Raw genomic sequence first — 26,499 nt, 5'->3', positions numbered from 1 at the left:
CCTACTGGCGGTCGGCCGAGGGCGAAGACTGGACCCCGGTCGGGTCGGCACCCCTGCGCTCGACAGACGCCAGGCTCGATGCGGGCGTATTCGGGTCAGGAAACAACCGCCGGGGTGAGGCACGCTTCGTCCTGGATTCGACGGCGGTCGGCTCGGCAAGCCAACCAACACCCACGCCAACACCAACACCAACACCAACACCCACGCCAACACCAACACCCACGCCAACACCAACACCAACACCCACGCCAACACCAACACCCACGCCAACCCCAACACCAACACCCACGCCAACACCAACACCCACGCCAACCCCAAGTCCTACGCCGACGGTCAGTGCGTCCCCGAGCGCCACGCCCACGGTGCAGCCGACCCTCACTCCCACACCACGGCCCTCCGGAACACCCACCCCTTCGGCCCCGAGCCAGGTGGACCTGTACACAACGCCCGGATTGCACCTCGTGAACGGTCGCCGCTGGTTCACCTCATGTGAGCCGTACTCACAGACCGTCCGTTGCCGAACCGACATCGTCGCGACGACGACCACGCGGCAGCAGGGCCGATTCGTGACGACGACCGGTTGGACGTTCAACAACCTGACGTACCTTCCGTTGATGACCAGGACCCAGTGGGCGGGCAACCCGCTCGGACGGTCGGGTTCTTTCACCTCATCCGGCCGGCAGTGGCGCACCGAGTGCGACACCGCAGCCACGGGGCGCAACGGTTGCCGCTCGTACCTCACCACGGAAGTCGTGATGCGCACATCCGCTGGGTACAAGGTGGTGATGCAGGAGGTATTCAACAGCCGCGTGCTGTTCCGCTGACCCCTCGCTGCAGAGGGGCGGCCCGGCGCTTCACGGCGCCGGGCCGCCGACGTTTCTGCGGGCGTAGCGAAGACCTGACAAGGGCACTAATGTTGGGAGGAAGCCACGAGTTCAAGGGAGAACACATGAGCGAGGAAGCCCCGTCGGTGCTGTTTCATGAGGATGCCGGTGTCGGCTTCATCACCCTGAACCGCCCTGAGCGATTGAATGCCTTCGACATCGGCATGGCAAGGATGTGGGCCAGGGTGACGCGTGAGGCGGTCACCGCCCCGGCGATCAAGGCCATCGTGCTGCAGGCCGAAGGTCGGGCGTTCTGCGCAGGCGGGGACGTCCGCGCGATGGCGCACGGCGGGGTTGAGTTCGGCGACCGGCTCGAGTCGCTGGCGCACACGATCAATGACGGGATAGCCGCACTGGTCAATTCGGACGTCCCGGTGATCGCGGCAGTCCAGGGAACCACCGCCGGTGGTGGCCTCGGCATCCTGCTCGGCTCCGACTACGCCGTCGCCGCAGTTGACTGTCGGATCGGGAGCCTCTACGCAGACATGGGCCTCACCCCGGACCTCTCCGTGACCGCACAACTGGCGGGGGCCGTCGGCGAGCGTCGGGCGCTTCAACTGGTTCTCACCTCACGGCTACTGAGCGCCGATGAGGCGCTGGATTGGGGGCTGATCGCCGAGGTGACCGGCCCCACCGAGGTACGAGAGCGGGCGTCTGCGGTCGCCAGAGCGATCGCAGACGGCGCGTCAGGCGCATACGGGGCGGCAAAACGGCTGATCCGCTCACGGTGGTCGAGGTCTTTCGAGGCCCAACTGGCAGAGGAGGCCCGCACCATCGGGGCGGCCTTCGGGACCCCAGAGGCCCAGGCCCGGATCGCAGCGTTCGCCGCCAAGGGCTCCCGCCGGTGAACACGCTGACCGGTAGGTCGATCCTGTTGTCAGGTGGCAGCAGGGGAATCGGCCTCGCGATCGCTTTGCGTGCGGCCGCTGACGGCGCGAACATCACGCTGCTGGCCAAGACCGACCGGCCCCATCCGAGGCTGGAAGGCACCATCCACACGGCTGCCGATCAGATCCGTGCGGCCGGTGGGAACGCCGTCGCCGTCGTGGGCGATGTGCGCGACGACGGCGACATCGAACGTGCGGTCAGGGCCGCGATGGAGTCGTTCGGCGGCATCGACATCGTCGTGAACAACGCGTCGGCGATCGACCTGTCGGGTTCGCTGAAGTTGGAGGCCAGGAAGTACGACCTGATGCAGGACGTCAACGTACGGGGCACATTCATGCTGTCGCGTGCCGCGGTGCCTGCGCTGCGTGAGTCGCGCAACCCGCACATCCTGTCGCTTTCGCCGCCGGTCAACCTGTCGCCCAAGTGGCTCGGCGCCCACACTGGCTACACCCTCGCCAAGTACGCCATGACCATGGCAACGCTTGGCCTGGCTGCCGAGTTCGAAGAAGAGGGCATCGCAGCGAACACGCTCTGGCCGGAGACGACGATTGCCACTGCCGCCGTCCGCAATGTGCTCGGCGGCGAGAGGTTGATGGCGGCGTCACGGACCCCCCACATCTATGCGGACGCGGCCTACGCGGTGATCACGACCCGCGCACGCGACCTGACCGGCCAGTCTCTCATCGTTGAGGATGTGCTGCGGGCCAGGGGCGTAGCTGATTTCTCCCGCTACGCGGCCGTGCCGGGAACCCCCGACGAGGCGCTGTACCCCGATATCTTCCTGGACTGAATCCCGGCGCTCAGGCGAGCAGGTCGGCGTATTCCGGGTGTTTCTCGACGTATCCGGCGATGAACGGGCAGGTCGCGATCACCTTCGCGCCCGCACTGCGGGCGTCCCCCAGAGCGAATGCCACGATCTTCCCACCGAGACCCCGGCCGCCGAACTGTGGCTCGACCCCGGTGTGGTACATGTCGATGGCGCCGTCGCGGTCGCGGTAGTCGATGACACCGGCCAATTCGCCCTCGACATGGATCTCGTAGCGCTTACGCCCGTGGTTGTGGGTTGTGGTGATGTCGTCGTCAGCCATGACCAGAGCCTACCGGCTGCCGATGGGGACGACCCGGGCTTTGGTCAGTCGGACCAGGTCGGCAGGGGCGAGCTCGACATCGAGCCCACGCCTGCCGCCGGAGACCAGCACCGTCTCGAATCCGAGCGCCGACGAGTCGACGACTGTCGGCAGCAGGCGCTTCTGCCCCATCGGGCTCATGCCGCCGACGACCATCCCGGTGACCCGCTCCGCCACCGCCGGATCTGCCATCGCAAGCCGTTTATGCCCTGTGGCGGCCGCCAGTGCCTTGAGGTCGAGTAGGCCGTCGACCGGGACGACGCCGACTACCAATTGGCTGCCGTCAGCCGCGAGCAGCGTCTTGAAGACGCGCTCCGGAGGGTATCCGAGCATCTCGGCGGACTCAATGCCGAAGCCGGCCGCGCGTGGGTCGTGCTCATACTCGTGGACCGTGTGCGCTATCCCGGCCTCGACGAGGGCGCGTAGCGCCGGGGTGCCGGTGGGTCTCCTGACCATCATCGTCCCTTCTACTGCTCGGCCCTGGCGGGCTTTCCGGTCCGGATCGCGCCGACAGAGGCGACGATCACACAGGCCATGGCGGCCCATTCAGCGATCCCCAGCCATTCTCCCAACAACGCCCAGGCGAAGATGGCAGCGGCGGCAGGTTCCAGACTCATCAGAATCCCGAAGGTGGAAGCCTTGATGGAGCGGCGCGCTTGGAGCTCGAGCCCATAGGGGACGACGGTGCTCAGCAGCGCGACGGCCGCCATCGTCGCCCAGATTTTCGGGGTCGCGAAGGCATCCCCTGAATAGACGATGGCCGGCCAGGCCAGCAGCACCATTCCGAATGCGCTTCCCACCGCGAGGCCGCTGATCCCTTCCCATCGTCGCCCGACCGGCCCGGCGAGCGCGATATACCCGGCCCACAGGGCCCCGGCCGCGAGCGCCAGAGCGATACCGACCGGATCGATGTCGGTGGGAAGAGCGCCAAGTAGCACCACGCCCACCCCTGCCAACCCGACCCATGCCAGGTCGATCAGCCGTCGGGTTCCCAGGACCGCCAGCGCGAGCGGTCCGAGGAACTCGAGGGTGACGGCCACGCCGATCGGGATCCGCGCGAAACTCAGGTAGATCGTGGCGTTCATGCCGGTCAGACAGATCCCGTACGCGGCGACGGTCAGCCAGTCTCGGCCAGTTCGGCCGGTCAGCCTCGGGCGGGAGATCGCGATGAAGATGGCGGTTCCGATGGCCACCCTGAGGAACGCGAGCGTGATCGGGGAGGCGGTGTCGAAGATCCCCTTGGCCAGGGATGCGCCGAACTGAACCGACGCTATCGCGATCAGGACGAGCGCCACTGGGTTGATCCGGGTCACTTGCTTCCCCTTCTCGCGGAGACCGCCTCTCCTCAGAGGGCAGGAACCTGTCCCTGACCCAAGCATAGTTGGGCGAACAACATCGGCCCGGTCGGACTCGCCACACTCCCCCGCGACTGCTCCGCTGGCCGTGCGTCGTGTGCAGGTCTCCGAATCGCTGACCTTCAGCGCGGGACGCTCATGATCTGGGGCAGATCGGCCCCCATCTGGACGTCGCCGCGTGGACTATCGCTGGTCCCGTCGGCGACTCTCGTTGATCGGATCGGACCCGTTTTGGCCCATTCAATGACTGCACATGGTCCGGTCGTGGTCACTGCCAGCGCGTTGAGCCGGCCCCGCGCAGTGTGGCGACTGCCGCCAGGCCGAGGCCGGCGAGTGCGAGTCCCCAGTGCACCGGCGCGACCCGCATCGCCTGTCCCGTGATGTCGGCGAAACCCAGAACCATCGCCAGGGTGTCGCCCGCCAGGAGCCAGAGAACCGAAAGGAGTGAGGCCATGAGCACGCCTGACGCCTGCCACAGTGAGACGGCAATGATGGAGCAGGTGATCAATACAGCGACGATGAACGCTTCATACAGGGCCTTGACAACGAGCTGATCAGACAGAAACCAGGCCAGCACAAGCGGCACAAGGACCCCCACCACCATCGCGGCTCGCAGCGCCACGTAGACCCGACGAGCCCTCGGAAGAGTTGCTGTGATCTCCGGGGTGGGGTCGATGAGCAGAACCGCGCCAAGGACGGGCATCCACGCAACGACGAACTGCCGAGCGTAACGTCGACCGTCTGCACCGGGCAGGTACATCGAGTCGTTCCGGAAGACAAGCACGCACGCGACCGCGACCAGCATGACGAGGACGAGGACAGGCCATCGCCACAATCGTGCAGACGTCGAAACCCTCATCCGATGGGCTCGTAGGTGTCCCAGGCGTCAGCCAGAACGAAGGGCATGTAGATCGTCAGCGCTACACCAATGCACACCAGGGAGATCAGCAGGGCCAACCACGGGCGATGCCTCCCACGATGTGTCACGAAGATCAGGCCGGACCAGATCGCGACAGCGGTCACAACATTGAGCCAGGTGGTGGCCGCCAGGAACGCTGGAATCGGCCTGCCACCCGTGACCATCCCCGTGGCCATCTCGGTGGTGAACAGCTCCGGCCAGCCGTGCCAGAAGAAGATCCTGTGCGCCAGGAACAACGCGAACAAGACGCCCGGGATACTCCAGAAGGTCGGGATGAGCATGGCCACGGCTGAACCCACCGCGGTTCCGGCGAGCAGCGCGACCGGCGCCGTGAGCAGTTGCCAGGGCAATGTGAGCCCACGAGGGTCTGCCTGGCAGAGCCAACACACCAGGCTGCAGATGCCAAGCGCAACCAGCTGAACAAAGAGTCCCTGAACTGCCACTGCTGCCGAGATATGCGCTACGGGCCCCCATCTCTGCACGTTGGCTGGGAGGCCCTGCTGGACCTCGGGGCCGACATTGATCAACACCAACGCGACGACGGCCGCGGCCGCCACGGGCGACATCAGCAGGGTCGCGCCGCTCCAGACCGACAGCATCCATGACCAGTCGACCCGCCACCCGAAAGGGATTCCATCGACTGGCTGCACGTTATACAGCACCATCAGCTGCGCGACTGCCAAAGCAGACAAGACCAGCTTCCAGGACGCCTTGATCCACATGCAGATAGCGCTCATTCCTCAGCGTCTCCGATCAGGGAGAGCAGCCAGGATTCGTTGACCTCTGACGTGAGCGGCCCGTTATGCACGACGCGTCCCTCGCGCAATACGATCACAGAGGTGGCGAGAGACAACACGTCTTCAATGATGTGGCTCGAGAGTAGAACCGTTCCCTTGGCTCGCGCCTGGATGAGCTCCACCATTGTGGCTCGTTGTCGCGGGTCCAGGCCCGTGCTCGGCTCATCCAGCAGGAGGGTTTCAGCCTGAGCCGCGAGGGCCTGCGCCAACCAGACCCTTCGCACCATTCCACCAGAGAGCTTCTTCAGCTTGTCGTCGGCACGTCTGGCCAGCCCCACGGCATCAAGCGCCTCCAAGGCCCGCGCCCTGGCAACGCTTCGACGCTGGCCGCGCATCCAGGTGAGGTAGGCGACAAAGTCCACAGCGGTGAGGTCCCTCGGTACCGCAGCGGTCTGAGGCATAAACGCGATCTTGTCGAGCGCACGGGTGCGCTCTCTGCGCGCATACGGGCTCAAGCTATTGATCGTCACCTGGCCCGAGGTTGGGCTCAGTGCCCCTGACAAAGTACGCAACAGAGTCGTCTTGCCAGCACCGTTTGCGCCCAGCAGCGCGGTGACTCCCTCAGTCAACTCGAGAGACACATCGGACACCGAGGGAGTCACTGCCCGCGGGTACCGGACAGTAAGCGCGTCGACCTTGATCAACTAGATCTGACCCTGGGTCTGGGTTCCGCACGGGTCAACCGCCCAAGCGACATCCACGCAGACCTTCGTCGCCCCCGTCCAGGTGCCGCCTGTCGGTGCGCCGTAGTTCACCTTGTTGGCGACACTCTGGTAAGTGGTGCTCGTGGTGTTCGAGCTACGGACCGGCACTGTCTGCGAGAGGTTCCAAGCGTAAGCCTGAACGTACACGCCCCGCCCGTTGTAGACACCCGCCTTCGCAGTCGCGTTGTTCCTGACGTACAGGATGTCCATTGCGACATTCCCGTATGCGTACCCAGCTGTCTTGCCCGACTGGGTCACGGTCTTGCCGGAGTAGGTGTAGGCGGCATCTGCGGTCGGAGCGAGCACGCCGAACGCGAGGCAGCCGATAACTGCTGCGCCGATGAGATTCTTTTTACGAAACATTCGTGATCTTTTCCTTGGGTAACCAGAAGCTAGCAGCAATCGCGGCTGCCTGGAGTAAATCGCCAAGAATGCTCAGACCAATGACCGATGATGCCAATCTGAACGCTTCAAGTACTGTGACTAGCTAGCCTAGCCTCGACCTTTTGTGGCGACTCTGATCGGGCCTGGCCGACACGGTCTCGTCGGTGCAGTTGCTGAGTCTAGTCTGGCAGGTGGGTGTGACGCGGTGAGGCAATCCCGGTTCCGTGCAATTGCACCACCAACTGCACCACTGTTCTCAAGTTTCCGTCCCCAAAACCACTGAAACCCCCTCTGACGAGGGGGCTTCTCGGTGGGCGATGCCAGGTTTGAACTGGCGACCTCTTCCGTGTCAAGGAAGCGCGCTACCACTGCGCCAACCGCCCGAGGTGGAGACGGGATTTGAACCCGTGTACACGGATTTGCAGTCCGTTGCCTCGCCTCTCGGCCACTCCACCGCGTTGGAGGTTTACCCTCCGCACATGGGTTTGGGAGAGACTTTTCTCCGAGCGGACGACGAGATTCGAACTCGCGACCCTCACCTTGGCAAGGTGATGCTCTACCAACTGAGCCACGTCCGCATTGCGTCTTCCGCACCGGGTTTCCCCGTGGCGTTCGGCGCGTTGAGAACTCTAGCGCACCTCTTCCACCGGTGCCAAATCGGGGCCACCAATCGCCTCTGAGAACGCTGAACACACCCACAAGACACCTATCCCCCAAGCTATGAGGTCCTCGGCGGCACGTACTGGCCGCCGTCGCAGAGTGGGACATGACCCCTAACATAGGATTTGACCGCCTCAGCCGAATGCGGCCTGATCCGGCCACCGCCCAGCCTCCGACGCTGTCCCTCGACGGCCACAGCCGGAACGTATCGCCCACCGACCCGAGGACACGGCCATGCCCAACACGTTCGCCAACACCCGGGACCTCGGGCTGGACGACCACACCGTGCGAGGGGCCCCCACTTCGATCACGGCGTTCATCGGCCGCGCACTCAGCGGCCCGCTCGACACCGCGGTGCAGGTCCGGGATTTCGGCGAGTTCACCACCGTCTTCGGCGGGCTGTGGGACGAAAGCCCCATGACCTACGCGCTCCATCAGTTCTTCCTGAACGGGGGAGGTGAGGCCGTCATCGTCCGGGTCCACCACGAGAGCGCACCGGACGCCCGCGATCGGGCGTGGGTGGACCTCCCCACCGAAGGGGGAGGCGCCATGCGCATCGAAGCCTCGAACCCTGGCACCCGGGGCCGACGTCTGCGCGTTTCGGTGGAACATCCGGTCGCGGTACGCAACGGCCTCTTCCACCTCACGGTCCAGGAGACCGACGGGAACACCCCGCCGGGCGTGATCAGGCAGGAGCGCCTGCCGAGGCTCAGCGCCGACCCGACGAGCTCGAGATTCGTGACCCACGTACTCCAGGAGCGCTCAGCGCTCGTGCGCGTGCTCGGCTCACCACCAGTGACCCTGCCCGTCGAGGCCTCCTACGTCCCGCTGACCGGTGGCCACGACGGCTCGGCGATCGGCGACCTCGACGTCATCGGCCAAGGGTTCGAGGAGCAGCGAAGGGGCCTCTACGCGCTGGAGGACACCGACCTGTTCAACCTGTTGTGCATTCCCCCGTTTTCGGACGATGTCGACGTCTCGATCGACACCTGGGACGCCGCGGTCGCCTACTGCACCCGGCGCAGGGCCGTCGTGCTCGTGGACCCTCCGGGCAGTTGGCGAACCCCGGAAGATGCGGCCATCAGCCTTCCGTCGGTTGTCACGAGAAGCCCCAACGCAGCCCTCTACTACCCCTGGCTCCGCTCCACCGACCCCCTGCGCGGCAACCGGCTCCGGGACAGGGCACCGTCAGGTGCGGTTGCGGGTGTCATCGCGCGGACCGACGCGACCCGAGGAGTCTGGAAGGCCCCGGCCGGGCAGCCGGCGACCCTGGTGGGCGCCCCCGAGCTGACGGTACCGCTCACGGATACCCAGAACGCCATGCTGAACCGTCAGGGCATCAACTGTCTCCGCATGCAGCCGGGGATGGGCCGGGTGATCTGGGGGGCGCGCACCCTCGCGGGCAACGACGACCCGGTCGACCGGTGGGCGTTCCTACCGGTCCGCAGAACCGCTCTGTTCATCGAGGAGAGCCTGCTGCGCGGCCTTCACTGGGTGGCATTCGAACCCAACGACGAGCGCCTCTGGGCCGAGATCCGGCAGACCTGCGGAGCCTTCATGCACGGCTTGTTCCGCCAGGGAGCCTTCCAAGGTGCCACCCCCCAACAGGCCTACTTCGTCAGATGTGATGCGGCGACCAATCCACAGTCGACCATCGATCAGGGCATCGTCGAAGTCGTCGTCGGGTTCGCACCACTGAAGCCCGCCGATTTCGTGGTGCTCCGGATCCGCCGCTCCGTCCGGACGGAGACATAAATCCCCCGGGGAGTCGCACGAAGGCGCCCTGCCCGAACCGGGCGCGCCCGGTTCGCAATCTTGATGGAGTTCCACTAAACTCCTCTGAGCCGGGCGATTGGCGCAGTGGTAGCGCGCTTCGTTCACACCGAAGAGGTCGGCGGTTCGAAACCGCCATCGCCCACAAGTGATTGCGCCTCGGTGTCGAGGATTCTCCACGATACCGAGGCGAATGAACTTGCCGATCGAGTACCCACTCATCGGCATCCGTGAGGTCCCTGAGGGGATGGCCCAGCCGAACCCGACGCGGGAGCGGTGAGCCGGAAGGATGACGATGACAGCACCTGCAATCATCCTGGTGGCCGGGGGCCACGAAGGGCAGGCGGTCGCCGAAACGTTGACCGCTATAGCCCGCGGGCTGCAGGCTTCAAGACCAGATCTTCGCAGTCAACTCGCCCGGCTGAACGGGCTGAGCCCCTCGCTACCCGATGTGGTCGCCTCCCTGGTGGGCCAGGACATCGGCGAAGCGGTCCTTGTCCCGCTCGACCTGGTCTCAGCCGCAGATCACGCCGCCGAACTGGACACTTTCGAGCACTCCCCTGACATCCACCTTGTCGTGAGCCGTCCGGTCGGCCCCGCCAGCGAGATCCTCAACATCCTCGACGAGAGGGTCCGCGAGGCACTCCACCGCAGCGGAGCGCTTGAGGTTGACGCGCTGGTCCTGACCGCCCCGGCTGGCGCCGACGTCAGGGGCGCCTCACTGCTTGCCCGCCGCGCACGTCAGTGGGCAACCCACCATCGGCTCCCAGTGCAACTCGCGGTCGACGAGGGCGATGGCCGTAGCACCGCGACAGCCATCGCCTCGCTTCGGACCCAGGGGCGGCGCCACATCGCCGTCGGGAGCCTCTTCCTGACACCGACGTCCGCATATCAGGCACACGCCGATGCAGCCAACCGCGCCGGCGCGATCGCCGTCACCGCGCCGTTGGGGGAAAGCGAGCACCTGCGTCAGTTGATACTCGCACGCTATGCCTTCGGCGCAATGGAGCTTCTCGACGGCACACCCACCCGGATCCCGCTCGAGGAACCAGACGACGATCTCTGAGAAGCCGACATAGGATCGGAGCATGACCGACCGAGACTACGTGCCAAACCTCATCAGGCCCGACTCCCAGTGGAGGGAACTGCTGAGTGATCCCGAGTACCGGGTGCTGCGCCAGGGCGGCACGGAGGCTCCCTTCACCGGTGAGTACACCGACACCGAGACCGAGGGAATCTACGAGTGCCGCGCCTGCGGCGCCGAACTCTTCCGCAGCGATCAGAAGTTCCACTCGCACTGTGGTTGGCCCAGTTTCTTCGCCCCGTTGGCGGAGGACCGCGTGCGCTACCTGGAGGACCGGTCCATACCGGGCAGGGCACGCGTGGAGGTCAGGTGCAGTAACTGCGACGGGCACCTCGGCCACGTGTTCGAGGGTGAAGGCTACGACACACCCACCGATCTGCGCTACTGCATCAACTCGGTGAGCATGCGTCTGCGCGAAGCCGACTGATCTCCACGGCGAGTCAATCCCGGCCTCGGGTGTTGACCACCCGTAGGCTTGTCGGATGCCAGCAAACGTCGCCAGCCTCGCCCCGGAGCCGTTCACGCGCGCACTCCGCGAACTGGGCGAGATGCTCTGGGGACAGGGCCTTCACATCGAGGAGATCGGCTCGCCACAGCGCATCGCCCCGCATGCCGTGGCCATCTCGGCCGAACTCGACGGTGGCGATGAACCACTGGCCACCGGTCGGCTGATCCTTCTTCACGATCCTTCCGGCAACACCTCATGGGGTGGCACGTTCCGGCTCGTCAGCTATGTGCGCGCCGAGGTCGAGCTCGAAATGGTCACAGACCCCCTACTCCCGCAGGTGGCCTGGTCCTGGCTCACCGACGCCCTCCACGCCCACGGCTGCTCGGCCAGCGAACTGGCAGGCACGGTGACGGCGTCCTACAGCGTCGGTTTCGGGGGCATGAGCGACTCAGACAAGGCAGAGGTCGAGGTGCGATCGTCCTGGACCCCGACCCTCGACGCAACACGCACCCTCACCCCTCACCTGGCGGCCTGGCAGGACCTCATCGGATACGTCTCGGGGCAGCCGATACTGCCCCACGGCGTCCGCACCCTTCCGACGGGTCGCGCATGACGGGATACGTAGAGAGCAGCCGCGAACCACTGCGCCCCGTCGTGCAGACCGAGGCGGCCCTGGAGGAGGCCCTCGACTCCCTCGCCCAAGGCAGTGGCGATGTCGCATTCGACACCGAACGCGCTCACGGTCACCGCTACTGGCCCAAAGCCTACCTACTGCAGATTCGTCGGGCGGGTTCCGGCACCTGGCTGATCGACCCGGTCGCGTTCGAGCATTCACCCCGGCGGCTCGGCGCACTGGTCGAGGCGGTTGACGATGCGAACTGGATCATCCACGCCGCCAGCCAGGATCTGCCGTGCATGCAGGAGATCGGCATCGTCCCTCCGCGGGTTTTCGACACCGAGATGGCCGCACGGCTGCTCGGCAAGCCCTCAGCCAGTCTCGGGTCGCTCTTGGAAAGCGAAATGGGCATCCGGCTCCACAAGGCCCATTCCGCCGACAACTGGTCGAAACGCCCACTGCCTCCCAGCTGGTTGGCCTACGCGGCCCTTGACGTCGACTACCTGATCGATCTGGCCGATGTGCTGCACCATGAACTCGATTCGGTCGGACGCACGGAATGGTCCCTGGAGGAGGACAGAGAGACCCTCGCCAGGTTCTCAGCACCGCCCACCCCGCGTCCGGATCCCTGGCGTCGGCTGAGCGGCGTCACCACGCTCAGGGCACCGGTGCAGCTTGCCGTGGCACGCGAACTCTGGCTCGAACGCGACCAGATCGCCCAGCGGTGCGACCGGCCACCGACCTGGATCCTGCCTAACAACGTCATCGTGGAGACCGCGTCTCTGATGAGTGACGCGGTACCTTCCAAGACCGATCTGTCACGGGTCAGAGGGCTGAACTCGAACCCGGGGCGGCGCTACCTGGCCAACTGGCTTGGCGCGCTCGACCGGGTTCGCGCGTTGCCGGAGCAGAGGTATCCACCGAGACGCGCACCGCAACAGGGGCTCCCCCACCCGCGTAGCTGGGAACGGACCAACCCAGACGCCGCGACCAGGTGGCTGTCGGTGCGCCCCGCGGTGGATGCACTGGCATGTGAACTCGGCGTTCTGCAGCCCTCAATCCTGGCCCCGCCCCACGCCCTACAGGACGTCGTCTACCACCACGAGAAGATCACGCGCGAAGACCTGCTGGAGGCCGGGATCAGGCCTTGGCAGGCCGACTTCCTTGCCCCCGCGATCGCCGAAGCCCTCGGCCAGCCGGCCATCGGCTGAGCGCACTTCCTGCCACGGCGCCCGACGTGGCAGGATTGGCAGACATGCGCATCCTCTCGATCCAGTCCTGCGTCAGCTTCGGTCATGTCGGCAACTCTGCTGCCGTGTTCCCTCTCCAACGCCTCGGGCATGAGGTCATGCCGGTCCACACCGTGGTGTTCTCAAACCACACCGGATACGGGGATTGGGGAGGGCAGTTGATCAGCGGCGATGTGGTGCGCGACATTGTGCGCGGTATCGACGAGAGGGGCGGTCTAGCCGACGTCGAACTCGTGCTGAGCGGCTACCAGGGCGGAAACGACATCGGGGATGCCATCCTGGATGCCGTCGCACTCGTGAAGCAGCGCAATCCACGGGCGCTCTACGCGTGCGATCCGGTGCTCGGCAGCGCCACTTCGGGTTGTTTCGTGGCCCCGGAAGTGCAGAGCCTGATCCGTGACCGGGTCGTGCCACAGGCCGACCTGATCACCCCCAACCAGTTCGAGCTCGGTTTCATCACCGGCACCGACCCACACACGCTTGAAGAGACCCTGGCATCCGCAGACCAGGTGCGGGCGGTCGGTCCTGCGACGGTGCTGGTCACGAGCGTGTTCCGCCCCGACCGCCCTGCCGACACCATCGAGATGCTTGCGGTATGCGACGAGGGTGCGTGGATCGTCCAGACCCCGCAGCTGCCGTTCAAACGCAACGGCTCAGGTGATGTCGCCTCCGCCCTGTTCTCGTCACATTTCCGCGCCTCGGGAGATGCGCCGTCAGCCCTCGGTCGCACCGCGGCCAGCGTCTACGAACTGCTGGCAAACACCTACGCTGCCGAAACGTTGGAACTGCAACTCGTCGAATCGCAGGAGGCCTATGTCGCGCCCGTCCGGACGTTCGAGGTACGGCAGGTCCGGTGAGGCCTCAGGCCTGACGCTCGGGCTCCGGTTGCCTTACCGGCTGCGCAAGAATGGCCCCCAGCGCCTCCAACGCGACCTTCGGTGCAGTCAGGCCCACCTCGTCAAGTACTTCCTCCCGGGTCCCCTGCTCCAGGAACCGCTGAGGGATGCCGAAGGTGAGAACCCTGGCATCCGAGCCGGCCTCCGCGAGCCGGGAGCTCACCCGCTGCCCGACCCCGCCCTCGACGAGGTTGTCCTCAAGCGTAAGCACGACATCGAACCCGGTGGCCAGAGCGACCAGGTCGGGGCTGATGGGCAGCGCCCACAACGGATCGACGACGGTGGCACCGATCCCCTGGTCGCGGAGTCTGTCGGCAACGGACAAGGCCATCCCGACGAACTGGCCGTAGCCCACGATCAGCACCCTGGCTGTCTCGTCGCGGCGCAGAACGTCGACCCTGTCGAAACCGTCTCCCAGGTGTGAGACCGCGGCCACCTCATCGGGCAGGCGTTCCTTGGAGTAGCGCACCACGGTGACGGCATCGTCGACGTCGACCGCCTGATCGAGCGCCTCGACGAGACGGGTCTGGTCTCGCGGCGCGGCCAATCTGAGCCCCGGCACGAGACCCAGGAGCGTCATGTCCCACATTCCGTTGTGGCTCGGCCCGTCGGTACCCGTGATCCCCGCCCGGTCCAGCAGGAGCGTCACGCCGACACGGTGCAGAGCCGCATCCATCAGCACCTGATCGAAGGCCCGGTTGAGGAAAGTGGAGTACAACGCGACGACCGGATGCAGCCCTGCCTTGGCGAGCCCCGACGCCGAGACGATCGCGTGCTGCTCGGCGATCCCGACATCGAAGATGCGATCGGGAAATGCGGCTGCGAACCGACCGAGCCCAACAGGGTTGAGCATGGCCGCCGTGATGGCGACGACATCGGTGCGGCGCTGCCCCAGCTGCACCATTGCCTCGGCGACGGCGTCCGTCCATGTGGCCTGAACGGATGCGGACAACGGTTCGCCGGTGAACTCGTTGATCCGGCCGATCGCGTGGAAGCGGTCCTCCTCGTTCTGCTCGGCCGCCCGGAACCCGCGCCCCTTGCGGGTGACACAGTGCACGATGACGGGCCCGCCGTACCTGCGGGCCTGCTCAAGATGGTTGGTGAGAGAGGTGATGTCGTGGCCGTCGATCGGGCCGGTGTACTTGATCCCGAGGTCTGAGAACATCGACTGCGGCGCAAGGACATCCTTGACCCCGGTCTTGAAGCCGTGCATCAGGTCGTAGATGGGGCGGCCGATTCCAGGAAGCCGCATGACGGTGCGCTTGATCAGGGACAGCGTCTGCTCGTAGCGGTGATCGGTCCGCAGCCCGGCGAGGTGATTCGCCACCCCGCCCACGGTCGGCGTGTAGGAACGTCCGTTGTCGTTGACGATCACGACGAGCCGCAGATCCGCGTTGTCTGCGATGTTGTTGAGCGCCTCCCAGGCCATCCCGCCGGTGAGCGCACCGTCACCGATGACCGCGACGACAGTGCGGTCGTCCCCTCTCAGCCTGAATCCCTTGGCCAGGCCCTCGGCCCAGGAGAGAGAGGCGGAGGCGTGGGAATTGCGCACCCAGTCGTGATCGGATTCAAGCGGCTCAGGGTATCCGGAGAGGCCACCCCTCTGACGCAACTCGTCAAACCCGGCCAGGCGCCCGGTGAGCATCTTGTGTACGTAGCTCTGGTGCCCGGTGTCGAAGACGATCGGATCGTTGGGCGAATCGAACACCTTGTGGATCGCGAGGGTGAGCTCGACCACCCCCAGGTTTGGCCCGAGGTGACCGCCTGTGCGGGAGACCTTGGTGATCAGGAAGGCGCGGATTTCTTCTGCGAGCTTGTCCAACTGCCGTCGCGACAGGGAACGCAGATCGCGCGGGCTGTTGATCGACTCGAGCAAGGACATGAGCGACATCCTACGCCGGAACCTGAAGGGAGCCTGGGAACCGGGCCGCTCGCCTCTCGCCTGGACGTCGGCGGACCGGTTACTGATCCTTTGCTCCGATAATGTGGCTGGGTGGAATCATACCGTTTCGCGCGACTGGTGGCCTCCCTCGACTGCCCCGGCCCCCCAGACACGATCGACGAACCGCGCACCGTGTCGCGGTGGGCGTTGGTCGCCGTGACAGTCCTGATCGCGGTCGTGACCGTACCGCTCCTGATCGTCACCAACTCGTTCCTGGCGACTTCGCCCCAGCCAGCCTGGATCAAGGCCGCGGTCCTTCTGGCGACGTCAGTCGTGCTGCTGGTGCTCTGGGCCGCGGTACCGGTCGGCATCCTCATGGAGCGCCTCGAGACGACCAGCCACGGCCGCTGGCCGGAGGCTCGGGCGATGGCCGTTCCACATCTGGGCACCGTCACACGCTGTCGGGAAAGACGCGACGAAGGTAGCGTCGTGGGCCACCGACTGACCATCGTTGCAGATGGCCAGACGATCAAGATCACCACCAGGATCCGCAATTCCCAACTGACCCCTTTCGTCGGGGCACCCGTGAGGGTCTGGAGGTCAGGAAAGGGGAGCCCTGTCGTCGTGGAGATCGTCGGACACTGATCTCCACGACAGGGCAAGTCAGAGCTTTGGCTTGAACCGGACATCGCGCAGCGCCTGGTCTACAAGATCCACACCTCTGGCAACCCGGGTGAGCCGCGCCTCCTCCTGCTGCAACACCCCGGCCGCCTGATCGACCGTCGAGGTATCGACCAGACCGGCCAGGGACGAGCGCACGCCCGAGAGCCCGGCTCGGGTGGCGACCAACTGCGAGGCCACAAACTCGCGGGCCAGCCCGGCGAGCACCACCGGGTGCCTTCGCAGGACGGGGTAGCCGCGATACTCGGGCGGACAGACATCCAGCAGGAACCCCTCCACCGAGGCCAGCCAACCGGGCGACCCCGGTGGCCTGACCGACCCCGGCCAGCCGGGTGGAACGTAGACCCGGACCACTTCATCTTCATCGAACATGCGTTCCATTAGAGATCACGGGTCAGACAATTTCAACACCGGAACCAGACCCACGCCCCGACACGCCGTCAGAGAGTCGCGCAGGCCTGATGAATGGGCGCGAGAGAAGCGCGAACGGCCGCGACCCCTGAGGGGTCACGGCCGTTCGATTGCGCTCTCGGATCAGGCCTTGGCCAAGTTCCGCAGCACGTACTGCAGGATGCCACCGTTGACGTAGTACGCGCGCTCCCCCGGCGTGTCGATCCGCACCACGGCGTCGAAGGCGACCTCCGAGCCGTCCTGCCTGGTCGCAGTCACCTTCATGGTCTTGGGAGTGCTGCCCTCGTTGAGTTCAGTCACGCCCTCGACGGCGAAGGTCTCCTCCCCCGTCAGGCCAAGCGACTCCGCGGTCTGCCCTTCGGGGAACTGCAGTGGGAGGACACCCATCCCGATCAGGTTGGAGCGATGGATCCGCTCGTAGCTCTCAGCGATCACGACCTTGACCCCCAGCAGCGCGGTGCCCTTGGCAGCCCAGTCACGGGACGAGCCGGAGCCGTACTCCTTGCCAGCCAACACCACCAGCGGGGTACCTTTCGCCGCATAGTGGACCGAGGCTTCGAACACGGTCGTGACCGGCCCCTCGGGGAGCGTGAAGTCTCGGGTGAACCCGCCTTCGGTGCCCGGTGCGATCTGGTTGCGCAGCCGGATGTTGGCGAACGTGCCCCGGATCATGACCTCATGGTTGCCGCGGCGCGAGCCGTAGGAGTTGAAGTCGTGACGGGCGATGCCGTGATCGGCCAGGTAGCGGCCCGCAGGCGAATCGGGCTTGATATTGCCCGCCGGGGAGATGTGGTCGGTGGTGACCGAGTCACCCAACTTGAGCAGGACCCGCGCCCCGGAGACATCCTCCACCGGCGCGGCCTCCACGGGCATGCCGTCGAAGTAGGGGCCCTTCCGCACGTAGGTCGAGGCGTCGTCCCAGTCGAAGGTGTTACCGACCGGTGTCGGCAGCGAGCGCCACCGCTCATCGCCGGTGAACACGTCGGCGTAGCGGGCCTTGAACATCTCAGAGGAGATCGACGAGCCGACGACCTCCTCGATCTCGGCCTGTGTCGGCCAGATGTCCTTGAGGTAGACCTCGTCGCCGTTGTCGTTCGTGGCGATCGGGTCGTTCAGGATGTCGACGTCCATCGTGCCTGCCAGTGCGTAGGCGATCACCAGCATCGGCGAGGCGAGGTAGTTCATCTTGACGTCGGGGCTGATCCGGCCCTCGAAGTTACGGTTACCGGACAACACCGCCGTGACGGCCAGGTCCTCGTCGTTGACGGCCTTCGAGACCTCCGGGATCAGGGGGCCGGTGTTGCCGATGCAGGTGACGCACCCGTACCCGACGAGGTTGAAACCGATGGCGTCCAGGTACTGGCTGAGACCGGCCTTCTCGTAATAGTCGGTCACGACCTGGGAACCGGGGGCCAGCGACGTCTTGACCCATGGCTTGCGGGTCAGCCCCTTCTCGACGGCCTTCTTGGCGACCAGAGCGGCACCGATCATGACGCTCGGGTTCGACGTGTTGGTACAAGACGTGATGGAAGCCACCGTCACAGCGCCGTTGGCCAGGTCGAACTTGGCGCCGTCGGCCAGCGTGATCGGCACTACCTTGTCGGGGTCCGGCGTGTAACTCGGGACATTCGCCTCGAAGTTCGCCTTCGCCTCACTCAACTTGATGCGATCCTGAGGGCGCTTCGGGCCGGCGATGGACGGCACGACCGTGGACAGGTCGAGTTCGATGTACTCGGAGAAGACCGGTTCATTGGAAGCGTCGTGCCACAGGCCCTGAGCCTTCGCATATGCCTCCACGAGCGCGATCTGCTGCTCGTCACGACCAGTGAGCCGTAGGTAGTCGGTGGTCTTGTCGTCGATCGGGAAGACCGCGATGGTCGAGCCGTACTCGGGGCTCATGTTTCCGATGGTGGCGCGGTTGGCCAGCGGCACCTGGGCCACGCCTTCGCCGTAGAACTCGACGAACTTGCCGACCACCTTGTGCTGGCGCAGCATCTCGGTGATGGTCAGCACGAGATCGGTGGCGGTGGTGCCCTCGTTGAGTTTGCCCTTGAGCTTGAAACCGACCACGCGCGGGATCAGCATGGAGACCGGCTGGCCGAGCATTGCGGCCTCCGCCTCGATGCCACCGACGCCCCAGCCCACGACGCCAAGGCCGTTGACCATCGTGGTGTGCGAGTCGGTGCCGACGCAGGTGTCCGGGTAAGCCTGGAGCACACCGTCAACCGTGCGCGGGAAGATCACACGGGCCAGGTGCTCGATGTTGACCTGGTGCACGATGCCGGTGCCCGGGGGAACGACGGAGAAGTTGTCGAATGCGGTCTGGCCCCAGCGGAGGAACTGGTAGCGCTCACGGTTGCGCTGATACTCGATGTCGGTGTTCTGCTGGAATGCCGTCGGGGTGCCGAACACCTCTGCGATCACCGAGTGGTCGATCACCATCTCGGCCGGCGAGAGCGGGTTGACCTTGCCGGGGTCGCCTCCGAGACCGATGACGGCTTCGCGCATGGTCGCGAGGTCGACGACGCACGGCACACCCGTGAAGTCCTGCATGATCACCCTCGCGGGCGTGAACTGGATCTCGTGATGGGGTTCGGCCGACGCGTCCCAGTTGCCGAGGAACTCGATATCCTCCCGCGTGATGTTCGCGCCGTCCTCGGTGCGCAGCAGATTCTCGAGGAGCACCTTCAGACTGAAGGGCAGCTTCTCGGACCCTGGAACCGCATCCAACCGGAAGATCTCATAGCTGGTGCCGTTGACGTCGAGGCTGGACCTGGCCTCGAAACTGTTGACGCTCATCATTCTCCTTCTCGTAGGCAACCCGCAAACTCTCTTGACATCAAGATACCATGCGCCGGTACCGGGCTGCGTCGCCGGACTGATGCCATCCTAGTGTCCGTCGCACTCGGAGGTGCGGATGAGTATGGGGTGTCAGCCCCCGCAGATGAGCTCTGCCGCGCGTGGCTACCCTCTGGCACGGAGGATGGCGACACACTCGACGTGGTGCGTCATGGGGAAAAGATCAAACCCCTTGATGTCCGAGGCTACGTAGCCGTGGTCGGCAAAGTGCGCGAGGTCCCTGGCGAGGGCCGCCGGGTCGCATGCCACGTAGGCGATCGCCCGGGGCGCCATGCCAGCCACCGCCCGCACCACCTTCTCGCCCGCCCCCTTGCGCGGCGGATCCAGCACCACCAGGTCGACGGAGTCCGGGAAATCCCGCAGCGCGCGCTCGACTGGGGCCGCGGTGAACCGCGCCTCGGGAACGTTGCGGCGCGCGAGGGCAACGGCCGCGTTTCCGGTCTCGACCCCGCTCACGCGGCAACCCGAATCGATCAGCGCACCGGCGAAGAGGCCGACCCCGCAGTAAAGGTCGAGGGCTGATTCTCCGCGCTGCGGCTCGAGCCCCTCGAGGACCGCGCGTGTGAGGACCTCAGGTGCTTCCCGGTGCGCCTGCCAGAAACCGTCGGCCGCCACCTCGAAGGTGCGGTCGAACACCTGCTGCCGTACCGGGTCCGGGCCGATCCCGAGCTTTTGCCCAAGGCAGGTGTCGGCCCAGGTTCCGACGGCCACGATGACCTCTGCACGTGGTTCGGCCACTCGGGTGGCGTCGTCGTACGGGGCATGGTCGGCGATCAGGCAGCCTGCCTCCGGCAGCGGCACGATGGCGTGTGAGCGCCGGGCTCGGAAACCGAGCCGGCCCTCGTCGTCCACCGCTAACCGGGTTCGGGTGCGCCAGCCAGTGAGCCCTCCGGGCACCGCCTCGACCCGTCCGCCCCAGTCGATACCCGCGAGCCGACGCAACTGCTCCTCGACGACGGCCGTCTTCAGGTCCAGCTGGGTGGGCTGATCGGCGAACTGCCAGTCGCAGCCACCGCATTCCGACGCGATCGCGCAGGGGGGCTCGACCCGTCCTGGTACGGCTTCGAGCACCTCCACGACACGGGCCCGGTCATATCGTCGGCCCCGCTCGGTGACCTCCACGCTGACGCGTTCACCCGGGAGCCCGCCGGTGACGAACAGGACCTTCCCGTCGTGCCTGCCCACCACGAAGCCGCCATGGGCGACCGGTCCAAGCACAAGTTCAACAGTCATCAGCGGACCCGCCTCCCGTCGGCCGCCTTTGCCCGCTCCGCCGCCTTCTTGGTCCTGATCCTTCGGGCGTCGGAGCTTGCGAGCTGGTACGGCACCGAGGTCACCATGACGCCCTGCATGAAGTGGAGCCTGGTCCGGATCACGAGTGCCGTCTGGTTGTGGAGGAACTGCTCCCACCAGTGCCCCACGACGTACTCGGGAATGTAGACGCTGACCACATCCCGGGGGTTCTCGGTGCGCAACTCGGCGACGTACTTGATGAAAGGTCCGGTGATCTCGCGGTACGGCGATGCGATCACCTTGAGCGGGATCCCGAAATCCTCCGCCTCCCACTGGTCGAGGATCAACTCCGTCTGGTCATCGTCGATGGAAACCGTGACCGCCGTCAGTGTGGTCGGACGGGTCGCGCGCGCGAAGGCGATCGCCTTGGTCGTCGGAAGGTTCACGTGCTGCACGAGGATCACGCCGCGGACCCGGCTGGGCAGGGCACGATCGGATTCCGGGGTCAACGCCACCTCCCGTTCCACAGCCAGGTAGTGGTTGGAGATGGCCAGCATCAACGCGAACAGCAGCCCCATCGCGACCAGCGCAAGGTAGGCGCCGTGGGTGAACTTCGAGACGAGCACGATGACCAGCACCACCCCCGTCATGGTCGCACCAGTGACGTTGATCACCCTTGAGCGGATCATCCGCTTGCGGACCTGCGGCTCTTGCTCACTTCTCAGTTCCCTTGTCCAGTGTTTGATCATGCCCAGTTGCCCGAGGGTGAACGAGATGAACACACCGACGACGTAGAGCTGGATAAGGGCGGTCACGGAGGCATCGAACAGGATGACCAGCGCGATCGCGGCCGCCGCCAGCATCAGGATGCCGTTGGAGAACGCGAGACGGTCGCCGCGCTGGTGTAGCTGTAGCGGCAGGTAACCGTCCTTGGCGAGGATGGAGGCCAGCGATGGGAACCCGTTGAACGCCGTGTTGGCGGCAAGGAACAAGATCAGCATTGTGGCGGTGACCACAACGTAGAAGCCCGGCGCGAACCAGTCCATGAAGACGGTGCGGGCGAGTTGGCCGGTGACGGTGTTGGCCGCCGAATGGATCGTGTTGCCCAACTGATCGATGTAGTGGGTACCGGTGCCCTCATCGATCAGGTGCACCTTGGTCAGGTTGGCCAGCGCAATGATCCCGATCAGCATCGTGATGGCCAGACCACCGAGCATTCCCAGCACCCTCGAAGCGTTCCGGCTCTTGGGCGGCTTGAACGCGGGAACCCCGTTGCTGATCGCCTCGACGCCGGTGAGCGCGGCGCACCCGGACGAGAAGGCCCGGGCCAGGATCGCGATCAGGGCCCAACCCATAAGGTCGTCCCCACCGTCCGGGCGCACGACCGTCAGGTCGGCGGTCTCGCTCATCAGGTCCTGACCGAGCACGAAGATCCGGAACAGGCCCGTCGCCACCATGAGGATCATCGACACCATGAAGATGTAGGTGGGCACTGCGAAGGCTGCGCCGGACTCACGCACCCCTCGCAGGTTCACGATGGTCAGCACCACGATGACGCACACCGCGGCCAATGCCTCCCATCCGTCCAGGAATGGCAGCATCGCCTTGGCGTTGATTACGCCAGCAGATACCGACACCGCCACCGTCAGGACGTAGTCGACCAGGAGCGACGAAGCCACTGTCAGGCCAGCGAACCGGCCGAGGTTCTCCTTCGCAACCTCGTAGTCCCCTCCACCGTTCGGGTAGGCGTAGACCGTCTGCCGGTATGACATGACGACGACGGCGACCACCACCCCGACGGCCAGGCCGATCTGCCAGGAGAACATGAAACCTGCCATGCCTGCCAGAGAAAGGGTGATCAGGATCTCATCCGGTGCGTACGCAACGGAACTGAGCGCGTCGGACGCGAAGACGGGTAGGGCGATCCGCTTCGGCAGTAGGGTCTCGCCCATCTGGGCGTTCGCGAGTCGGCGCCCGAACAGGAGGCGCTTCATCCCCGAGAAGAATTTCACCAGCCCAAACTAGACCCTGCGAACGCCAAAGTCATGATCGCGTGGTGCTATCTTCGGCTGACAGCAAAAGGAGGGACCCGGTGCACATCGTCATCATGGGTTGCGGGCGCGTGGGCGCCATGCTTGCGAAGGGCCTCGAGAAGCGGGGCCACACCGTTGCAGTGATCGACGTCAACGTCGAAGCCTTCCGACGCCTGGGCCCCGATTTCGGCGGCACGACCGTGAAGGGTGTCGGCTTCGACCGGCAGGTGCTGGAGGCGGCCGGCATCCGCAGGGCCGATGGATTCGCCGCGGTCTCGTCGGGGGACAACTCAAACATCCTGGCGGCACGGGTGGTCCGGGAGATCTACCACGTCGAGAATGTGGTGGCCCGCATCTACGACCAGGGTCGCGCCGCCGTCTACGAACGGCTCGGCATCCCGACGGTCGCCACTGTCAGGTGGACGGTGCTGCAGGTGCTCCGCCGGCTCCTCCCAGCGGGCAGCGAGCCCGTCTGGCGTGACCCGACCGGCGAAGCCCGGCTGCTCCAGGTCCACGTCAACAGCGGATGGGTCGGGAAACGGATCCGAGACCTGTCCCGGGCCGCGGACGCGCCGATCCCGTTCGTGCTGCGCGTCGGGCGCGGCCTGGTTCCCGACCGTGAGACCATCTACCAGGACGGCGATCTCATCTATGTCGCGTGTATGACCGAGCGCACCGACGAGATCGAGTCGCTGTTCGCAACCCCTCCGCAGAGAGCTTAAGGAAGGCACCGGGATGCGCGTCTGCATCGCAGGAGCAGGCAACGTTGGCCGCTCAATCGCCCGTGAACTTATCGCCAACGGCCACCACGTGCTGCTGATCGAACGAGACCGGGCAGCCATCAAACCGGACTCGGTGCCGGGCGGCACCTGGCTCGATGCCGACGCCTGTGAGCTGGAGAGCCTCGAGGACGCCGAACTCGAAAGCTACGACGTCTCGATCGCGGCTACCGGCGACGACAAGGCCAACCTAGTGTACTCACTGCTCGCAAAGACCGAGTTCGGGGTTCCCCGCACCGTGGCACGGGTCAACCACCCGGGCAATGAGTGGATGTTCGACGCGCAGTGGGGCGTCGACGTGTCCGTCTCGACTCCACGGCTGTTGTCTGCGCTGGTGGAGGAGGCCGTCTCGACGGGAGACCTGGTCCGGCTCATGAGCTTCAAGCGCTCCACGGTGCACCTCTCCGAGGTGACACTTCCGGATGACGGCTGGATGGTCGGTCACCGCGTGCGTGACGTGGCGTTCCCGGTGGATGCGGTACTGGCGGCCATCATCCGCGACGGCCTGCCGCTCACCCCTGAGCGCGACCGCGCCTTCGAGGCGGCCGATGAACTCCTCTTCCTCGTCACGCAGGAGGCGGAACCGGAGTTGGCGGACATGCTCACTCAGGACGGTGACTCTGCGGGCGGTCAGCCGCGCAACGGCTGATCGGCCGTGCGGCCGCACCGACGCGCGGCCGATCAGAGGAGCTCGAAATCCGGATTGTAGATGACCGGTCTGCCGTCCTCCATAGCCAGTCTGCCCTCGACGCGCACGTGGCGACCGGGGATGAGGCACTGGATGTGTTCGCGGCCCATCCACACCAGCCGGACGGTGCCCGTGCCGTCGCTGACCTCAGCCTCCAACCACCCGTTCGTGGCATCGGAGGTGCGCGACGTGATGGTTCCCCGAAGCACGACATGCGACCGGGGTTCGGCCGATGCCAGGGTTTGGGCGCCGCAGCCGACAGACTGGTCCCGAAGCTCCTCCGCCTCCAACTCCTCGGAGGTCAGGAAGAACCTCCGGATCCGTTCACGCAGGGGAGGCACGGGCTCACGCTTCCGTCTCTGGGACCTTCATCGGCAGCAGACTGCCAGGGGCTGCCGGGGCGCTCCCTCGGCGAACCACGATGTTGCTGAAGAACTCGAACAAGGCCACCTGCGCCTCCTCGTTATCGGGCTCGAAGGTCGCCTTACCGAGCAGCACCCCGCGAAGCAGCCAACCGGGCCCAGCCACCATCCACGTCCGTGACACGTGGGTGGCAGGGTTGCCGTTCTGGTCCTTCACGGGCAGCGCGCGCCGCAGTTCGGCTCCGAACGGGCCCTTGACGAGGGCGATCTTGCCCTGCTGCTGCAAAGTCGACTTTACGATCTCCTCGCGGATCTCGGGGGCCATCGAAGACCGGGTGGGCGCCGCGAAGACCGCGACCTCCAGGCCGGAGTTGCCGTCGCCGACCAGAATCGACTGGACGACGTTCGTCTCCCGGTTCAGCTGCAGCTGCATGGTCATCCCCTCGAACGGGGTGACCACGACGCTGCCCAGATCAAGGCGCTGAACGTCGTCTGCGTCGGCCTCGAGATCGACCTCGTCGATGTCGAACGGGCCCTCCTCTCGCTCGAACTCGGAGTCCCATTCGCGGGCGGCGGCCTCAGCCTCGCTCACCTCCTGGCCGTCTTCCTCTGGAAGTGCTTCCTCCGGGGCGTCGGGCACCGGGGTCGCGGGTGCCTTCTCTGCGGCCTCTTCTTCAAGGGCGCTTCGCTTCTTACGTCCGAAAATCACTGCGTTTCCTCCACGACTTGGCGGTTGAAACCGCCGGTAGAACCATAGCCACCCGAACCACGAACGGTCGCATCGAGTCCGTCGACCGGGGTGAAAGTGGCCGAAACGAACGGCATTATGAGCAGTTGCGCTATCCGGTCCCCCGCCTGCAGCTCGATCGCCTCGGTCGGATCGAGGTTGATCAGGCACACCTTGATCTCGCCGCGGTAGCCGGAGTCGATCACTCCTGGCGAGTTGACGATGCTCAGCCCAGCCCGAGCGGCCAGCCCCGAGCGCGGCGTCACCAGCCCGACGAAGCCGTCTGGGATCGCGACGGCCACGCCGGTGCCCACCAGGCACCGCTCGCCAGGGCCCAGTTTCACGGTCTCGGTCGTCATCAGGTCGGCCCCTGCATCGCCGGGGCGGGCATACCGGGGCAGGCTCTCACCGGTTGCGGTCGTCTCGATGATCACGCCGAGATCGCCTCGATCGCGGCGGCCAACGCTTCTGGGCGCCTGGTGCTGACAAGCCAGTAGGGATGCGGATCCGCAGCGTCGTCCAGGTCGACGCGGACGACGGATGACACGAATGGCCGGGTGAACAGGAACGCGTGGTGGTCGGCGTCGGGGCCGAGCGCCGTCCTCGCTGCCTCGCCCTGAAGCGCCGTCGCCCCGGCGATGTAGCGTCCCTCCAGCCGGTACCGTCCGACGCTGAGCCCTGCGTCGTCGACACGCAACGCAGCGCGTCCGTAGGCGAACAGCAGAAGCGCAGTGCCCAGCATCAGTAGCACGCTGAACGCGATCCCGACTCTCAACTCCACGTAGGCCAGCACGGCCACCGCGATGCTGGCTCCGAAGAGCAGGCCGACCAGCATCCACCACCAGGGCAGGTGAAGGCGTTCAGAGTACGTCACGGTTCCAGCCTACTAGCAGGCTGCCCGTCCAGACGCGCGGGGATGGAGCGGGCCTCGGGGCTGTGGTCGCGTCGGGCGTTGAGCGGCCTGGCGCCTCGGGGCTGTGGTCGCGTCGGGCGTTGAGCACTATCCGGGGTTCGACGGAAATTTGAACGTAAAAACAGGTCATTTCGGCCATCGACTCC

At 65.8% G+C, this 26,499-nt stretch carries 27 protein-coding genes, 4 tRNA genes and 1 pseudogene; 13 read left to right on the top strand and 19 right to left on the bottom strand.

Features of this window, described 5'->3' with window-relative positions; translation table 11 throughout:
- The 3 genes and pseudogenes from BUC15_RS20520 to BUC15_RS14390 form a co-directional block, all read left to right on the top strand.
- Positions 1–824: pseudogene (locus BUC15_RS20520) on the top strand (PT domain-containing protein); the annotation flags it as partial.
- Positions 825–949: 125 nt separating this feature from the next.
- The gene (locus BUC15_RS14395) at positions 950–1,732 is read left to right on the top strand and encodes an enoyl-CoA hydratase/isomerase family protein (protein ID WP_073189508.1); all 783 of its coding nucleotides are present in this window, start codon (positions 950–952) and stop codon (positions 1,730–1,732) included.
- Positions 1,729–2,562, top strand: coding sequence for an SDR family oxidoreductase (locus BUC15_RS14390; protein WP_073189506.1), 834 nt, complete (start codon positions 1,729–1,731; stop codon positions 2,560–2,562). Before BUC15_RS14395 ends, BUC15_RS14390 begins: the two co-directional genes overlap by 4 nt.
- A 10-nt stretch (positions 2,563–2,572) precedes the next feature.
- Here the strand turns inward: BUC15_RS14390 and BUC15_RS14385 are convergent, their stop codons facing one another.
- The 10 genes from BUC15_RS14385 to BUC15_RS14340 all read right to left on the bottom strand — a co-directional run bounded on the left by BUC15_RS14385 (position 2,573) and on the right by BUC15_RS14340 (position 7,636).
- Positions 2,573–2,860 (bottom strand): GNAT family N-acetyltransferase, encoded by a 288-nt coding sequence (locus BUC15_RS14385; RefSeq protein WP_073189504.1) that lies wholly within the window; start codon positions 2,858–2,860, stop codon positions 2,573–2,575.
- A 9-nt stretch (positions 2,861–2,869) separates the two neighbouring features.
- Positions 2,870–3,358 carry a Cys-tRNA(Pro) deacylase gene (gene ybaK, locus BUC15_RS14380; RefSeq protein WP_425443368.1) on the bottom strand — a complete coding sequence of 163 codons (489 nt, stop codon included), beginning with the start codon at positions 3,356–3,358 and terminating at the stop codon, positions 2,870–2,872.
- An 8-nt stretch (positions 3,359–3,366) separates the two neighbouring features.
- Positions 3,367–4,212: an EamA family transporter gene (locus tag BUC15_RS14375; RefSeq protein WP_245787998.1), complete on the bottom strand. Its 846-nt coding sequence runs from the start codon at positions 4,210–4,212 to the stop codon at positions 3,367–3,369.
- A gap of 310 nt (positions 4,213–4,522) precedes the next feature.
- A complete protein-coding gene (locus BUC15_RS14370; RefSeq protein WP_139280285.1) occupies positions 4,523–5,113 on the bottom strand; it encodes a hypothetical protein in 591 nt (196 codons plus the stop codon).
- The gene (locus tag BUC15_RS14365; protein ID WP_139280284.1) at positions 5,110–5,910 is read right to left on the bottom strand and encodes a hypothetical protein; all 801 of its coding nucleotides are present in this window, start codon (positions 5,908–5,910) and stop codon (positions 5,110–5,112) included. The genes BUC15_RS14370 and BUC15_RS14365 overlap by 4 nt, the downstream gene beginning before the upstream one ends.
- Positions 5,907–6,551 (bottom strand): ABC transporter ATP-binding protein, encoded by a 645-nt coding sequence (locus BUC15_RS14360; protein ID WP_245787999.1) that lies wholly within the window; start codon positions 6,549–6,551, stop codon positions 5,907–5,909. The genes BUC15_RS14365 and BUC15_RS14360 overlap by 4 nt, the downstream gene beginning before the upstream one ends.
- A gap of 63 nt (positions 6,552–6,614) precedes the next feature.
- A complete protein-coding gene (locus BUC15_RS14355; protein WP_073189495.1) occupies positions 6,615–7,037 on the bottom strand; it encodes a hypothetical protein in 423 nt (140 codons plus the stop codon).
- A 332-nt stretch (positions 7,038–7,369) separates the two neighbouring features.
- Positions 7,370–7,441 (bottom strand) — tRNA-Val (locus BUC15_RS14350).
- 1 nt (position 7,442) lies between these two features.
- A tRNA-Cys gene (locus tag BUC15_RS14345) sits at positions 7,443–7,513 on the bottom strand.
- A 50-nt stretch (positions 7,514–7,563) separates the two neighbouring features.
- Positions 7,564–7,636: transfer RNA gene (locus BUC15_RS14340), tRNA-Gly, on the bottom strand.
- Positions 7,637–7,952: 316 nt separating this feature from the next.
- On the opposite strand from BUC15_RS14340, the gene BUC15_RS14335 reads away from it, so the two are divergent.
- The 7 genes from BUC15_RS14335 (at position 7,953) to pdxY (ending at position 13,746) form a co-directional block, all read left to right on the top strand.
- Positions 7,953–9,473 (top strand): phage tail sheath family protein, encoded by a 1,521-nt coding sequence (locus BUC15_RS14335; RefSeq protein ID WP_073189493.1) that lies wholly within the window; start codon positions 7,953–7,955, stop codon positions 9,471–9,473.
- 91 nt (positions 9,474–9,564) lie between these two features.
- Positions 9,565–9,636, top strand: a tRNA-Val gene (locus BUC15_RS14330).
- Positions 9,637–9,786: 150 nt separating this feature from the next.
- Positions 9,787–10,557, top strand: coding sequence for a sirohydrochlorin chelatase (locus BUC15_RS14325; RefSeq protein ID WP_073189490.1), 771 nt, complete (start codon positions 9,787–9,789; stop codon positions 10,555–10,557).
- A 22-nt stretch (positions 10,558–10,579) separates the two neighbouring features.
- Positions 10,580–11,002 (top strand): peptide-methionine (R)-S-oxide reductase MsrB, encoded by a 423-nt coding sequence (gene msrB / locus BUC15_RS14320; RefSeq protein WP_073189488.1) that lies wholly within the window; start codon positions 10,580–10,582, stop codon positions 11,000–11,002.
- Between the two features lie 55 nt (positions 11,003–11,057).
- Positions 11,058–11,636 carry a DUF3000 domain-containing protein gene (locus BUC15_RS14315; protein WP_073189486.1) on the top strand — a complete coding sequence of 193 codons (579 nt, stop codon included), beginning with the start codon at positions 11,058–11,060 and terminating at the stop codon, positions 11,634–11,636.
- A complete protein-coding gene (locus tag BUC15_RS14310) occupies positions 11,633–12,850 on the top strand; it encodes a ribonuclease D (protein ID WP_073189484.1) in 1,218 nt (405 codons plus the stop codon). The genes BUC15_RS14315 and BUC15_RS14310 overlap by 4 nt, the downstream gene beginning before the upstream one ends.
- Positions 12,851–12,894: 44 nt before the next feature.
- Complete coding sequence (gene pdxY, locus BUC15_RS14305; RefSeq protein ID WP_073189482.1) at positions 12,895–13,746, top strand: pyridoxal kinase PdxY; 852 nt, start codon at positions 12,895–12,897, stop codon at positions 13,744–13,746.
- A 4-nt stretch (positions 13,747–13,750) separates the two neighbouring features.
- On the opposite strand, the gene dxs is transcribed toward pdxY, so the two are convergent.
- On the bottom strand, positions 13,751–15,667 hold the full coding sequence (dxs, locus tag BUC15_RS14300) for a 1-deoxy-D-xylulose-5-phosphate synthase (protein ID WP_073189479.1): 1,917 nt from the start codon (positions 15,665–15,667) through the stop codon (positions 13,751–13,753).
- A gap of 111 nt (positions 15,668–15,778) precedes the next feature.
- Between dxs and BUC15_RS14295 the strand changes: the two genes are divergently transcribed.
- Positions 15,779–16,312 (top strand): hypothetical protein, encoded by a 534-nt coding sequence (locus BUC15_RS14295; protein ID WP_073189477.1) that lies wholly within the window; start codon positions 15,779–15,781, stop codon positions 16,310–16,312.
- Positions 16,313–16,330: 18 nt separating this feature from the next.
- On the opposite strand, the gene BUC15_RS14290 is transcribed toward BUC15_RS14295, so the two are convergent.
- From BUC15_RS14290 to BUC15_RS14275, 4 genes are all read right to left on the bottom strand, one after another.
- Positions 16,331–16,720, bottom strand: a complete 390-nt coding sequence (locus BUC15_RS14290; protein ID WP_073189513.1) for a hypothetical protein — start codon at positions 16,718–16,720, stop codon at positions 16,331–16,333.
- Between the two features lie 162 nt (positions 16,721–16,882).
- Entirely contained in the window at positions 16,883–19,558 is a 2,676-nt protein-coding gene (gene acnA / locus BUC15_RS14285) for an aconitate hydratase AcnA (protein WP_073189476.1), read from the bottom strand.
- Positions 19,559–19,723: 165 nt separating this feature from the next.
- Positions 19,724–20,851 (bottom strand): class I SAM-dependent RNA methyltransferase, encoded by a 1,128-nt coding sequence (locus BUC15_RS14280; protein ID WP_073189475.1) that lies wholly within the window; start codon positions 20,849–20,851, stop codon positions 19,724–19,726.
- Entirely contained in the window at positions 20,851–22,863 is a 2,013-nt protein-coding gene (locus BUC15_RS14275) for an APC family permease (protein ID WP_084189617.1), read from the bottom strand. The genes BUC15_RS14280 and BUC15_RS14275 overlap by 1 nt, the downstream gene beginning before the upstream one ends.
- 95 nt (positions 22,864–22,958) lie before the next feature.
- On the opposite strand from BUC15_RS14275, the gene BUC15_RS14270 reads away from it, so the two are divergent.
- Together BUC15_RS14270 and BUC15_RS14265 are read left to right on the top strand one after the other, a co-directional pair.
- On the top strand, positions 22,959–23,606 hold the full coding sequence (locus BUC15_RS14270) for a potassium channel family protein (RefSeq protein WP_175558350.1): 648 nt from the start codon (positions 22,959–22,961) through the stop codon (positions 23,604–23,606).
- 13 nt (positions 23,607–23,619) lie between these two features.
- Positions 23,620–24,312 carry a potassium channel family protein gene (locus BUC15_RS14265; RefSeq protein ID WP_073189472.1) on the top strand — a complete coding sequence of 231 codons (693 nt, stop codon included), beginning with the start codon at positions 23,620–23,622 and terminating at the stop codon, positions 24,310–24,312.
- Positions 24,313–24,344: 32 nt separating this feature from the next.
- Here the strand turns inward: BUC15_RS14265 and BUC15_RS14260 are convergent, their stop codons facing one another.
- From BUC15_RS14260 to BUC15_RS14245, 4 genes are read right to left on the bottom strand one after another with little or no spacing between them, the layout of a single operon-like run.
- On the bottom strand, positions 24,345–24,692 hold the full coding sequence (locus BUC15_RS14260) for an OB-fold nucleic acid binding domain-containing protein (protein ID WP_073189471.1): 348 nt from the start codon (positions 24,690–24,692) through the stop codon (positions 24,345–24,347).
- 4 nt (positions 24,693–24,696) lie between these two features.
- A complete protein-coding gene (locus BUC15_RS14255; RefSeq protein ID WP_245787997.1) occupies positions 24,697–25,422 on the bottom strand; it encodes a DUF3710 domain-containing protein in 726 nt (241 codons plus the stop codon).
- Positions 25,419–25,874, bottom strand: a complete 456-nt coding sequence (gene dut / locus BUC15_RS14250; RefSeq protein ID WP_073189469.1) for a dUTP diphosphatase — start codon at positions 25,872–25,874, stop codon at positions 25,419–25,421. Before dut ends, BUC15_RS14255 begins: the two co-directional genes overlap by 4 nt.
- Entirely contained in the window at positions 25,871–26,314 is a 444-nt protein-coding gene (locus tag BUC15_RS14245) for a DUF3093 domain-containing protein (protein ID WP_073189467.1), read from the bottom strand. Before BUC15_RS14245 ends, dut begins: the two co-directional genes overlap by 4 nt.
- Positions 26,315–26,499 lie beyond the last annotated feature (185 nt).

It is taken from the genome of Tessaracoccus bendigoensis DSM 12906 (assembly GCF_900141915.1).
Lineage (GTDB): Bacteria > Actinomycetota > Actinomycetes > Propionibacteriales > Propionibacteriaceae > Arachnia > Arachnia bendigoensis.
Note: the sequence above shows the minus strand (reverse complement) of the source record. Positions and strands in the feature narration are given on the sequence as shown.